The organism is Aquabacterium sp. A7-Y, from assembly GCF_026153205.1.
GTDB lineage: Bacteria > Pseudomonadota > Gammaproteobacteria > Burkholderiales > Burkholderiaceae_C > Caldimonas.
On the sequence record NZ_JAPFBW010000008.1, the window covers coordinates 102,936 to 115,391 of the forward strand.

The 12,456-nt window shown below is 65.1% G+C and carries 9 protein-coding genes; 4 read left to right on the forward strand and 5 right to left on the reverse strand.

Annotated elements, in window-relative coordinates:
- Positions 1–10: 10 nt before the first annotated feature.
- The 3 genes from OOT46_RS09090 to OOT46_RS09100 form a co-directional block, all read right to left on the reverse strand.
- Positions 11–421, reverse strand: coding sequence for a MerR family transcriptional regulator (locus OOT46_RS09090; protein WP_265403280.1), 411 nt, complete (start codon positions 419–421; stop codon positions 11–13).
- A 403-nt stretch (positions 422–824) separates the two neighbouring features.
- On the reverse strand, positions 825–1,709 hold the full coding sequence (locus tag OOT46_RS09095; protein ID WP_265403281.1) for a DMT family transporter: 885 nt from the start codon (positions 1,707–1,709) through the stop codon (positions 825–827).
- Complete coding sequence (locus tag OOT46_RS09100) at positions 1,706–2,320, reverse strand: nitroreductase family protein (protein WP_265403282.1); 615 nt, start codon at positions 2,318–2,320, stop codon at positions 1,706–1,708. Before OOT46_RS09100 ends, OOT46_RS09095 begins: the two co-directional genes overlap by 4 nt.
- Before the next feature lie 104 nt (positions 2,321–2,424).
- On the opposite strand from OOT46_RS09100, the gene OOT46_RS09105 reads away from it, so the two are divergent.
- The 3 genes from OOT46_RS09105 to OOT46_RS09115 all read left to right on the forward strand — a co-directional run bounded on the left by OOT46_RS09105 (position 2,425) and on the right by OOT46_RS09115 (position 6,414).
- On the forward strand, positions 2,425–3,321 hold the full coding sequence (locus OOT46_RS09105) for a LysR family transcriptional regulator (RefSeq protein ID WP_265403283.1): 897 nt from the start codon (positions 2,425–2,427) through the stop codon (positions 3,319–3,321).
- Between the two features lie 303 nt (positions 3,322–3,624).
- A complete protein-coding gene (locus OOT46_RS09110) occupies positions 3,625–3,996 on the forward strand; it encodes a DUF3574 domain-containing protein (protein WP_265403284.1) in 372 nt (123 codons plus the stop codon).
- A 276-nt stretch (positions 3,997–4,272) separates the two neighbouring features.
- A complete protein-coding gene (locus tag OOT46_RS09115) occupies positions 4,273–6,414 on the forward strand; it encodes a hypothetical protein (protein WP_265403285.1) in 2,142 nt (713 codons plus the stop codon).
- Between the two features lie 35 nt (positions 6,415–6,449).
- Here the strand turns inward: OOT46_RS09115 and OOT46_RS09120 are convergent, their stop codons facing one another.
- Both OOT46_RS09120 and OOT46_RS09125 read right to left on the reverse strand, forming a co-directional pair.
- Positions 6,450–8,297, reverse strand: a complete 1,848-nt coding sequence (locus OOT46_RS09120; RefSeq protein ID WP_265403286.1) for a hypothetical protein — start codon at positions 8,295–8,297, stop codon at positions 6,450–6,452.
- A 277-nt stretch (positions 8,298–8,574) separates the two neighbouring features.
- Complete coding sequence (locus OOT46_RS09125; RefSeq protein WP_265403287.1) at positions 8,575–9,078, reverse strand: hypothetical protein; 504 nt, start codon at positions 9,076–9,078, stop codon at positions 8,575–8,577.
- Between the two features lie 338 nt (positions 9,079–9,416).
- Here OOT46_RS09125 and OOT46_RS09130 point away from each other — a divergent pair, with 338 nt between their 5' ends.
- Complete coding sequence (locus OOT46_RS09130) at positions 9,417–12,425, forward strand: PAS-domain containing protein (RefSeq protein WP_265403288.1); 3,009 nt, start codon at positions 9,417–9,419, stop codon at positions 12,423–12,425.
- Positions 12,426–12,456: the final 31 nt, after the last annotated feature.

Here is a 12,456-nt window from a genome sequence, read left to right on the forward strand (position 1 = left end):
CCGAGATCTTTCAGGACGGCGCACTTCGGCGCAGCTCCGCCGGCGAGCAGGTGTCGGTGCAAGACGCCACGAAGCTGGCAAGGCTGCACTCGAGTTCGCGCAGTTCAGTGAGCTTGTTGCGCACCTCGTCCAAGTGCCTTTGCGCGATGTCACGGGCTTGGACGCAGTCGCGCTCCGCGCTGTCCGACAAGGACACCAGCGCCCGCACCTGCTCGATGGAGAAACTGAAGTCGCGGCAACTGCGGATGAAGGCCAGCAACTCCTGCGCGGCCGCATCGTAGATACGGTGCCCGCTGGGGCGCCGCTGCGCTGGTGGGATGAGGCCGATCTCCTCGTAGTAGCGGATCGTCGGCACGCTCACGCCCGTGCGTTCGGCCAACACGCCGATGGTCACGAGCCCTTCATGTTCCAAGTATTTCATCGCCCAGCCTTTGCGTCTCAAGTGACTTGAGGTCTTGGAGTTTGTCCACCGGGACATAGCTCCATCTTGAAGCGCTGTCCACGCAACCCTGTGGCTGCGAAAGCGGGCATGCAAAGGGTCGCCAGAACGATTATTGATGAATCAATCAATGGGATCTTTCAACATGCAAGACGCAGGCAACGCGACGCACTACGCGGTCACAGAAGCGGGTGCACCGTAGCGGTTGCGGCGGGGCGAAGCCCCCGCCCTCTGCTCCCCAAGGGCCGGCCACGGCAGCAGAGCAGCGACTCGCCTGGCGTCACGCGCTCAAAGCGCTGCACGTCCTTGGCCGGCACCCGTCGGCGGGGCCGAGACAGTCCACGTGTGCCGTGCAATGGTGGCAGCGACAGGGAGGCTCGATTCGTCATGCTCTCGCAGGCGTCTTGAGCAGACGCTCAGATCCCCGATGAGCACGTTGACCCAGCCAGATGCTGACGACGACAAGCAGGCCACCGGCCATCTGGAGCCCGGTCAGTGCCTGATCCAGGAACAACCAGCCCAGCAGCACGGCAGTCACGGGGCTGAGCAAGAGCAGCGGCGAAACCGCCGATGACTCCAGGCGTACGACCCCCCGCAACCACAGAACATAGGTCAGCGCCATGCCCACCAGACCGAGCCACATCAGCGCAAGCAGGTTGCTCAGGGTCGGGACGGGAATGGCGGGCTCAAGAAGGAAGACGACCGGAACCAGAAGAAGCCCACCCGCGGTCAGTTGCCACGCAGTCAATGTGAGCAGCGATACCGGCGGCTGCCACTTGCGGCTCAGTACCGTCCCGCAGGCCATCGAGGCGGCTCCAGCAAGCCCCGCCACGATGCCGATCGGATCGAGCGAGGCCTCCGGGGTCAGGACCAGCAGTGCCACGCCTGCGGCTCCGACCAGGGCAGCGACAACGGAGACCCGCCGGATCGGACTTGCGAGCACGAAGTAGGCCAGGAAAACCACCAGAAACGGCTGTACCGCTGACACTGTGGCGGCCACCCCGCCGGGAAGCCGGTAGGCCGAAATGAACAGCATGCTCAGGAAGATCGAGAAGTTCAGCGCGCCGAGCGTGAACGTCCGCACCCACCAGATGCCTCTCGGCAGTTGTCGGACGACCAGGAGCAACAGCAGCCCTGCCGGCAGTGCGCGCAGCATGGCGACAGCCATCGGGGAAAAACCATCCAAGAACTCGGTGGTAACGATATAGGTGCTGCCCCAGATGGCCGGCGCGATGGCGGTCAGGAGCAGGTCGGAAGCATTCGTTCTCATGAGATTTGCAGAACCTCCGCCAGCGCTCGCCGTGGCTTCTGCGGCCAGTTTCCGGGCGCGGCGCGGCCGACCGCTACGAGCATGACGGGTACCTCCTTGCGCCCCAGTCCGAATTCGCGCACGACGCCTTCGGCATCGAATCCGACCATCGGGCAGGACACGAAGCCCATCGCTTCGGCTGCATAGATCAGCGTCGCGGCTCCGAGAGTGGCGGATCGCACGGCTTCGTCGCGCGACGTCTGGGGGTCGGCATACTGCGCGCGTGCGCCTTCCTGCCAGGCCGACGCCGTCGCCACCGGCAGGAAGCCGGCTTCGATGAACGAGGACAGTCGCCTCGGGATGTCGGCGTGATCAGGAAGGACGCCGCAGACGATGAAGGTGACAGCGGCTTGCGACACTTTCGCCTGCCCGTGGGCGAGGTCCCGCAACCGCGTCTTCGCCTCCGGCGTCCGTAGCGCGATAAAGCGCCAGTTCTGAAGGTTGAAGGCGGTCGGTGCCCGTGTGGCGAGGCGCACCAACTCCTCGATCTCCGCATTTGTCAGCGCATGACCAGCATCGAATAGGTTGGCTGATACACGCCGCTCAATCAGGGCAATGGTTGGGTGGGTCATCTGGCTCGTGGCAAGTGAAAAAGTCCGCCAAGCGTAGAAAGTTCACCGGCAGTTGATAACCCCCAGGAAGGGAAATAAATAGTTCACCCTGAGAGAATAGTCCGATGGACCGCTATACCGCCCTTCAGGTTTTTCGCCATGTGGCCCAGCTGAAGAGCTTCTCGGAAGCCGGACGGCGGCTCGGCCTGTCGCCCGCCGCGGTGAGCAAGAACATTGCGGAGTTGGAGGCGCACGTCGGCGCGCGGCTGATCCACAGGACGACACGTCGAATGGCGTTGACCGAGGAGGGCCAAACCTATCTGGAGCACGTCGCGCGCGCCTTGGACGCGCTGGCCGAGGCGGACCGGTCCTTGTGTCCCATCAAGACAGGTCCGAGCGGAATCCTGCGTGTCAGCGCACCCATGACCGTGACACTCACCAGGCTCTCTACGCAGATTCCCCACTTCTTGTCGCGCTACCCCGAGCTGACTTTGGATCTCCATCTCGACGACAGGCGCGTGGACCTGATTCGGGACGGTTTCGACCTCGCGATCCGGGGCAGCGACAACCTGGAGGACTCGAGCATGGTCGCCAGAAAGCTGGCCGTCATGCCGCATGTGCTCTGCGCAGCACCGTCCTACTTCAAGACACATGGAAGACCCACGAGGCCTTCCGACCTGAGGTCCCACAACTGCATTCGGTTCACCCTCTCGGCACATGCAGACCAATGGGAATTCAGCAAGGACGGGCGCACTGAACGGGTTGTCATCGACACCCGCTACTCGGTCACGTCGAGCCTGGCTGTGCGCGACGCGCTCCGCGAAGGCTTCGGTCTCAGCTTGATTCCCTATCCCTACGTTGAAGGCGACTTGAGGGAAGGAAGGCTGCAGTCTGCACTGGACGACTGGGCCGCCGTGGAAACGACGCTCTATGCGGTCTATGCGTCGCGGCAGCATCTCGCTCCGAAGATCCGCGTGTTTCTCGATTTCCTGGTGGAAGCGTTCAGCCGGGAATCTTGCTGAAGAACCGAGCGGGCACGAGATCCGATGCCAGGACGTCAACATGCCCTATCCGAGATAGAACCCGTGAATGCGCACGAGCTCACGCCACAAATTCGCCTTTTCCATGAGAATTGGCACTGGGCCCGTACGCTTCGCCTGTAGTGCAGCGCTGTGTCGGGGATCTGCAGTACCGGATCGCTGGAGGTTGCCATGGCGAAGACACGAGGGGCAAGGGCAGATCGATCGGCAGCCACTGGCGAGCACGGTTCGGTGGCAATTCGCCGGGCCTTCCGGGGTGCGGGACTCACAGTCCTGGCGGCCGCGGTGGCACTGGCCGGATGCACGACGCCCGGCCTTGTTGGCTGCCGGACCGGCGAGCAGCGTTGGATCAACGAGACCTTGTACTTCGGCACTGCGCGCCCCGGCGGCGCAGTGTCCGCCGAGGACTGGCAAGGTTTCGTTGATACCGCTATCACGCCGCGTTTTCCGCAAGGGCTGACACACTGGCCCGCTGCTGGGCAGTGGCGCGGCGCCTCGGGCGAGATCGAACGCGAGACGGCCCACGTTCTTGCCTTGGCGCACCCCGACAACGCGACGAGCCGGGCTGCCATCGACGCTATCGTCAAGGACTATCGGCAGTTTTTCGAGCAGGAGGCGGTGCTCCGTGTGCGGTCCCCAGCCTGTGTGTCCTACTGAGGGTGGGTCCATACCGGGCCGGGACAGCGCTGCCGACTGGCACCGAGTGGCGCAGGGCACAGGAAAGGTGACGTGTCACTATGATTGCGCGCCTCGCCGCACCCCATGTAGACTTCCGGCGGGCGAGGCCAGACCAGGGTTCCTTCTCACCCTTTCCTGGTAAATACCCGGTCGCTTTCCTCGCCCTCCAGACAACTTCAGCCTTGCGCCGCGCTTCGCCTGTTCTCAGCCGGCGCCAAGATGGCGGCGAACAGGCCGCAGCCAAAAGGCTGAGACATGAATGACTCTCTGCTGCTCGTCGCCAACGGTTTCCTCCACGTGCCGGCGCCGACATCGCCCGCCAGCGCAAGCGCAAAGCAGCGCGCCCACCTCGGCACGGTGCTGGCGAACCTTGCGTCCTACGGATATGCACCGTCCATCGCTGCACTCGAAGCTCTCCGTCAGCTGGAGTTGTCCCAGCTGAAGCGGTTCTGGCGCGAGGTGGAGCCTGCGTTGCAGCGGATCACCGGCGCGGATCGACGCATGGCCGACTTTGTCGTCTACAAGAACTTCCCGGACGAAGTCCTGTCGATGAGCCAGGCCGGGTACTGGATTCGCCAGATCTCCATGTACCTGGGCGCCCCGAACGAATGGTTCACGCAGGAGGCGGCCGAGCGCCCCATGCTGGACGAGCGCCTGGCGCTCAAGGTGCTCGACCTGGCAGGCACCGACGCCTTCGACCGAATCGCTGCAGCGCTCACGGCATCTCGCTTCCGTTGGACCGACCTGCAGCGCGACCATGCCTTGCAGCTTCTCGGCACCAGCCGCGGACCGCTGGACCTTGGCGCCTTCGGCTTCAAGGAGAACGGCATCCGGGCGATCGCCGCGTCGCTCGACCATCAGCGTGAGATTCACATCCGGGACGCCACCGACGTGCTGCGCCTCGCTGCGGCCCTGTCGGATGCGGACATCTCGCTGCGCGGGGACGTGAAGTTCGCCCGCTTCAGCCGCGCGCGCCGCCGGCAATTGGTGACCATGCTCGAAGCGGCGCCGCACCTGGACGAAGACTTCGGTGCCCGTCCCCACCTGTTCAAGCACCTGTTGTCGCGTCTCCACCCGGGTGACTTCCAGGCACCGAGGGTCAGCGCGGCCTACGACCGGCTCTACCGCGGTCTGATCGAGACGCACAACGCGCGAATCGAGCGCCTGCTGCAGGCGCGCGACGAGGCGGTGCTCGATCTCGTGGTCGAGCGGCCCGGCGAGGCGGCTCGCCGCCTGCACCAGCTGTACACCCTCTTCGGCAGCTCGGCGGTGGACCGGTTCTGCGCCGTGGCGGAGCGTCTGCCGACCGCCCGCCTGCTGCAGCTGCGCAAGTACGCCGAGACGATCAACGACCGGGCGACGCTGATGCACCCGCCCCGAGGCGCCTGGGCCAGGGCCAGGATCATGCCCAACGAGAAACAGCCGCTCGGCGAGCCAGCCCGTGCCGCCCTGCTCGGTGTGATCGACAAGGTGGTGTCGGCGCGTCTGGCGTCTGCACTTCCGCACGGTGTTGTCGTGGACCCCGCCGTGGCACATGTGAAGCTGCCGACCAACGACCAGGAGCTGGCGCCTTATGGCCGGGGCACCCGCTTTCCGATCCCGCCTGAGGTGACGTTGGTGCGGACCGCCTCCTACTGGCGGGCGAAAACCACCGGCGGGGGGAACATCTGGTACGACAACGGTTGGGTCTTCTTGACCGGCAGCTTCCAGCCGGTCGGCGCCGTGTGCTGGAATCTTCCCCGAACGAAAGGTGCTGCTTTCTCGGGAGACCCGACCAACTCGAAGGACTCGGAAGGTCGCGCCTGCCAGCTGATCGACCTGGACCTCAAAGCCTTGAACGCGCGGGGCGTGCGTTATGCCGTGTGGAACGTGCTGGCCTACAACCGCATCAAGTTCTCGGCGGCGGAGGAGGTTTGTGCAGCGCTCCAGTGGGGAGAGGACGCACGCGCCGGCGGGCTCTTCGAAGCAGCGCGCGCGCAAATGGTCTTCCCGCTCAAAGGCGATGCACTGACGAAGTACGTCGCCTACCTCGATCTGCACACTCGCGAGCTGGTGTACATGGACGCGGACCTCGGCGGGGCCGTGAACGCTGCATCGTCCAACCAGGAGCGACTGTCGTCGCTCATGCCGGCCTACCTGGAGTACCTCGCATCCTTGCCGTCGGTGGCCGACTTGTTCGCCACTGCGCCGAAGGGCGACGTGCCGGTGCTTTACAGCGACGAAGGTGTCGACCTTCCTCGCGGTCAGTGCGCTTATGTGTTCCAGCGACGGAACGCTGCCAACGACGTGCGACCGCTCGAACTCGCGGGCCTGCTTGGCGCCGCGGACGCGGTGCGGGTCGCCGACCAGACTGCGGCAGCTGCCGAACCCACACCGGTCTGCCCACCCTCCGCGTGAGGCCCTTCACGGCGCACGCGTCCCACAACAGCTCATCAGGTGTTGTGCTGGATGACGCGGAGCGCCGCCGTATCGTAGACCGTCTCCGGGTTCACGGCTTCGACAGGCTGGCCGTCCGGGTCACGCGGGTAAGCCGACTCAACGAGCTCGTCACCTCGCTTCTTCTGGCCCTCTGTCTCGACATCGACAACGGCGTCGATGAGTACCCCGCCGGCCGCAGCAGCGGCGTCGTAACCGCTGGCTGAGAATATGGCCTTCAGCAACTCGGCCTGCGCCTCGGCATCCTTGCTGATGTTCCGCACGCTCGCCTGGATCGATCCGACGAAGTAGCCGAGGACTTGCGCATTGCGCCCGTCCGGCGCCTTGAAGCGCGCAGACGGGTCCTCGTTGAGATCATTGCCGCGACTGAGCTTGTCGATGATGGCCTTGATTTCGTCGTTTCGGCCCTGCCGGATCATCTGCTCGGTAAAGGCCGAAATGCCGCGCCCCAACCGGGACGGGGAGCCGGTCTCCAGCGCCCGCATCACGCCGTTGGTGTCGCTGGTCAGGATCCGGGAGAGCGACGAGGTCAGTTGCTCGACTTGTTCGGGAGTCACCGCGAAGGCCTGTCCGGCAGCCCGGGTTGTTGCGGCGGTGCTCGGATCCCGCAAGGCGGCGAGCTCCTTCAGGTGAAGCGCTGCCTGCTCGAAGAGAATGGCTTTGACCTCGGCCGACTCGGGTGAGGCAGGCATCGCTGCGGCGGTCTCGAGAAGCGGTGAAAGCAGCGACGTATCGTAGGTGACCAGGACGAAGCCGTTGCCGACGTTGATCGTGTCTTGCTTGACGCACGCGTGGACGAGCGCTTCCAACTGCGCCCGCGTGAGCGAGTCGAGCACCCGAGCGACGGCGGGCGGGTCGCCTTGCAGCGACGCGATCAGTTGTGCCGAAAAGCGCGCTGCCTCGGGGTCGTTTTCGACATCGTCGGCAAGATCCTTGATCAACGCTTCCTTGGTGGCCGCCGGCGCCTTCTTGGCAACGGCCTCCCGGAAGGGCTTCTCATAGTCCGGATCGGCGAAGGCATGCTGCAATCGCTGCAACTGCTGCAGATCGGCGCCCTCCACCACGACATTCATCAACTCCTGCTGCTCCTCGCCGGTGAGGCCGCCCCAGAAGGTTCCCGACGGATCGCTCGTCCCCTCGCCTGCCCAGACCTTCAGCTGTCCGTCGTCGAGCCGCCTCAGCAGGTCGTTGCGTTGCTCCGGGCGAAGTTGACTGAACTGGTTCGTGATCTCCAGCAATTCCTGGTGGGAAACGTCGTTCGGCCACCCCCAGGGTCCCGTGTTCTGATCGAGCCTGATTTCGATGTAACGCTTTGCCTCGTCCACGGTCGGCGGTGGCGGGGGTGGCGGCGTCGGACCGACCATGGGAGGGGGCGGCGGCAACAGACCTTTCAGCCGGTCTCCCGGCGCCGCGCAGTAGTCCACCGCATTCTGGAAGCCTTGCCGGGCCTTGTCGCGCTCCTGCGATGTAATGCGCTTCTCGTCGAGCGCGTTTTGAAGAATCTCCGGGCGCAGCCAGCTGTCGAACTCGCCCTGATCCAGTTCGATGATCGCGCTCACCAGGTCCGCCTGGTACTGCGGCTTTCCGTCGTTGGCGGCCAGTTCCTTCACCAGGCGTGCCATGCGATCTTCGAAACTGTTCTCTCCGATGAAGTTGGTTTCCGAACTGCTCAGGATCTCTTCCGCCTTCGCGCGGGCGGCCGGGTCGATCTCCCCCGACTTCCGTGCTTGCGTGCCGGGAATGAGCGACGGCGGGTGATTCTCTCCGTCTGCGGCGTGCGCAGAATCGGTGTAGCGATAGAACTGACTGAAGCCCGAAGTTCGGCCCTCTATCGAAAACCCCATGGTGTGGCTCCTTTCGCTTCTGCGCCGATGAGATGTTCATCGGCGCGCTCGTCGAAATGAAAGGTAGTAGGCGCGGTCACAATGTCGACCGCGGAGAGGCACAGGAGATGTAAGTGCTGCAACTGCGCGACGTGACGCGCGGGAATGGGTCTGCCTCACCGATGGCAAACTGTGTGACGGTGACGTGGACGCCACCAGGGACGCCTTCCGTTCCTTGGCGGACCAAGGACGGATCGGGAATCAGCCTCCGATGGGTTGGCGCTTGGGCGAGAAAAGGTCAAACATCGGACGCCATGGAGAACGAGAACCTCCACTCGAACCCATCGGCGATTCTCGACAGATCAGCGAGTGCGTGAACCACTTTCTCGCTCACGGGCCGGACGGGGTACTCCGCGCTCGCTCGGCCCCCCTCCCCATGCCCCACAAAGGTGACCCACACCCCGCCAGGCATCTTGGCGGGGACCATGAAAAGGATCTCCAGCGCCTTCACCTGCGAGCGGTCGAAGACGAAATACTCTCCATCATGGTAGAAGCCACTGTCCACCGGGGTGCCGCGCCTCAATTGAAAGATCGGGTTGGAGAACTGGCGCGACCGCCAGTAGTCGAGATACTCCAGCGGCAAAGGGCCATTGGAGCGCGCCTCGTGTCCCTGTACCGGCGTCAGCTGGGACAGACAGCTGCGCAGCAGTCGAAAGACCTGCTTGTTGTGCTCAGGATCTCCGTTCAGGACCAGTCGATCGCCGTTTGACAACTGGGTGCCTCCCTTTTGTTGGTGGGTCATGCCGCAGACGGCGTGCGATCACGCGGACGTGCAGCCGGATGACGGGACAAACCGGGGGCCGGTCCACGATGTTGCTGAAAGCCTCCCTGCCGGCATCGAGGTCACTATATCTTCCACAACCGGGTCGCGGCTGCCTCGGATGCGGGACGGGATTCTCCGGGGGGCGGGCCGGAGTCCTAGGGTTTTCCTGCATCCCGAGGTGTGACGCCGTCGTGGTTATTGCGCACCCCGCTTTTCCACAAGAAGAAGGCCGGCAGGCAGAATGCCCTGAGTCGCCCGCCTCGGTTCCCCCTGCCGTCAAACCCGGCCCGGCGCTGTATCTCGTGCAGGGAGCTTCCGTGCAGCGGCGTCCTTCCTCGAGCGGGAGCCTTCACACACCCTGCCACACCGATGGCGAGGACCTCTTCCTAGGGCAGTACGGCAAGAACATGGCGGCGGATCGGCAACCAGGAGCGGAAAATCGCAGGGCCTACGAACAGGCACCGGCCGTCGCGGCATCGCCGGGCGATGACAGCGACCGCCTGAGCAGCCTGATCGAGCTGGCGTACGACTTCTACTGGGAGCAGGACAGCGATTTCCGCTTCACCCATGTCGCGGGGCCGCTGCTCGGACGTCTCGGCCTCGACCCGCGCGCGATGATCGGCAAGGTGCGCTGGTCGGAAGGCAATGTCCCCGTTGGCGACGGCGGGTGCTGGGACACCCACAAGGCCGTGCTGCAAGCGCACGGCCAGTTTTCCGACTTCGTCTACAAGCGCATCGATGCCCGGGGCGAAGTGCGCTACATCACCACGAGCGGCATGCCGGTCTTCAGCGAAGACGGCCGCTTCCAGGGTTACCGCGGCATTGCACGCGAGATCACCGACGCCGTGCGCACGCAGCTGGCCCTGCGCGAGAGCAGCGTGCTGCTCGAAAGCATGTTCGACACGATGGCCGAAGGGGTCAGCGTGTTCGACGCCGAGCTGCGGCTGGTCGCCGTCAACCGGCGTTTCCGGGAGTTGCTGAACTTCCCCGACGCGCTCCATGTGGCCGGCACCCCCTTCGAGGCTTTCATCCGCCACAACGCCGAGCGCGGCGACTACGGGCCCGGCAACGTGGAAGAGCAGGTGCGTTCTCGCCTCGAGCAGGCGCGCCGGTTCGAGGCGCATCATTTCGTGCGCGAACGGCCCGACGGATCGGTCCTCGAGATCACCGGCCGGCCCCTGCCCGGCGGCGGTTTCGTGACGGTCTACAGCGACATCACCGAGCGGGCCCGGGCCGAGCGGGCGCTGCGCGAGAGCAAACTGGCGCTGGAAAAGACCTTCGAGTACATGGACCAGGGCATCAGCATCGCAGACGAGGATCTGCGACTGATCGGCATGAACCGGCGCTGCCGCGAGATGTTCGGCTTCCCCGAGGCGCTGTGCCAGCCCGGCACCCCGTTCGCGGCCTTCATGCGCTTCAACGCTGAACGCGGAGACTACGGCCCGGGTGATATCGAGGAGCAGGTGCGCGCGCGCATCGACCTGGCGCGCCGCTTCGAGCCGCATTTGTTCCAGCGCGAGCGCGCCGACGGCAGCATCATTGAAGTACGAGGTTTGCCGCTGCCTGGCGGCGGCTTCGTCACCGTCTATACCGATGTCACCGAGCGCACGCGCGCCGAGCAGGCCTTGCGCGAAAGCGAGGCCCGCTTCCGCAGCCTGACGGCCCTGTCGTCCGACTGGTTCTGGGAGCAGGACAGCGACTATCGCTTCACCCGTCTGGAGGGCCGCCACGTCAGCGGCGATACCACCGCCTTCGCCGACGAGCGGGGCAAGACCTGGTGGGAGCTCGGTTGGGAGGTGGACGGCGGCTGGGACGAACACCGGGTGCTGCTGGCGGCACGCCAGCCGTTTCGCGAAATGGTGATGCACCGTGAAGGCCGCCACGGCTCGATGCAGCATGTGCGTGTGAGCGGCGAGCCGATACAGGACGCACAGGGACGTTTCCTCGGCTACCGCGGCGTGGGCCGCGACATCACGCAGCAGAAGTCGGCCGAGGAGCGGATCCAGTACATGGCGCGACACGACAGCCTGACCGGATTGCCGAACCGGGCGTGGTTCCACGAGCTGCTCAACCTGTCGCTGCACGCGGCACGCCGCTACCAGCGCAAGCTGGCGGTGCTGTTCATCGACCTCGACCGCTTCAAGATCATCAACGACACGCTCGGGCACGACGCCGGCGACGAGCTGCTGAAGGAGGTCTCGCAGCGGCTGCGCCACTGCCTGCGCGGCTGCGACGTGGTGGCGCGGCTGGGCGGCGACGAATTCGTGGTGATGGTGCAGGAGGTCGAGGAGCCGGAACAGGTCGCCGTGGTCGCCCGCAAGATCCTCGCCACCGTGCTGGAGCCGGTGGTGGTCCAGGACCAGCATTGCCGCGTGACGGCCAGCGTCGGCATCTGCCTCTACCCGACGGACGGCGAGGACGACCAGACGCTGATGAAAAACGCCGACATCGCGATGTACGTGGCGAAGGAAGAGGGCAAGAACAACTACCAGTTCTACTCGAAGGACATCAAGACCCAGTCGCTCGAGCGGCTGGCGCTGGAGACCGGACTGCGCAACGCGCTGGCGCGCGGGGAGTTCTCGCTGCACTACCAGGCCAAGGTGGGCTTGCGCAACGAGGACATCACCGGGGTGGAGGCGCTGCTGCGCTGGCACAGCGCCGAGCTGGGGGCGGTGTCGCCGATGCAGTTCATCCCGGTGGCCGAGCAGACCGGCATGATCGTCCCGATCGGGCGCTGGGTGCTGCAGACCGCTTGCGAGCAGAACGTCGCCTGGCAGCGCGAAGGGCTGCCGCCGATGTGCATGGCGGTCAACATTTCTGCCCGCCAGTTCATGCACGACACTTTGCTCGACGACATCGCCGGCGCCTTGCAGACCTCGGGCATGGAGCCGTCTCTGCTGGAGCTGGAGCTCACCGAAGGCATGGTGATGCACAACACCGAGCGGGCGGTGAAACTGCTCACCCGGATCAAGGCGATGGGCGTGCGCATTTCCATCGACGACTTCGGCACCGGCTATTCGTCGCTGGCGCAGATCAAGCGGTTCCCGATCGACGCGCTGAAGGTGGATCGCTCCTTCATCCGGGAGCTGGCGACGGATTCCGCCGACCGGGCGATCACCGGCGCGATCATCGCCATGGGCAAGACGCTGAGCCTGACGGTGGTGGCCGAAGGGGTGGAGACCTCGGAGCAGCGCGATTTCCTGCGGGCGGAAGGCTGCGACGAAATGCAGGGCTTTTACTTCAGCAAGCCGCTGCCGGCGGACCGCTTTGCCGACTTCGTCAAGTCCGGCGGCATCGACACGCCCCTGTCTCGCGACGACCCCTAACGATAGGGGTGGCAAAGTGCCGGCCGGCGCC

What these genes read in the sequence shown, in the direction of transcription:
- OOT46_RS09090 (WP_265403280.1), bottom strand. Translation starts at nt 421, where the DNA reads ATGAAATACTTGGAACATGAAGGGCTCGTGACCATCGGCGTGTTGGCC.
- OOT46_RS09095 (WP_265403281.1), bottom strand. Translation starts at nt 1,709, where the DNA reads ATGAGAACGAATGCTTCCGACCTGCTCCTGACCGCCATCGCGCCGGCC.
- OOT46_RS09100 (WP_265403282.1), bottom strand. Translation starts at nt 2,320, where the DNA reads ATGACCCACCCAACCATTGCCCTGATTGAGCGGCGTGTATCAGCCAAC.
- OOT46_RS09105 (WP_265403283.1), top strand. Translation starts at nt 2,425, where the DNA reads ATGGACCGCTATACCGCCCTTCAGGTTTTTCGCCATGTGGCCCAGCTG.
- OOT46_RS09115 (WP_265403285.1), top strand. Translation starts at nt 4,273, where the DNA reads ATGAATGACTCTCTGCTGCTCGTCGCCAACGGTTTCCTCCACGTGCCG.
- OOT46_RS09120 (WP_265403286.1), bottom strand. Translation starts at nt 8,297, where the DNA reads ATGGGGTTTTCGATAGAGGGCCGAACTTCGGGCTTCAGTCAGTTCTAT.
- OOT46_RS09125 (WP_265403287.1), bottom strand. Translation starts at nt 9,078, where the DNA reads ATGACCCACCAACAAAAGGGAGGCACCCAGTTGTCAAACGGCGATCGA.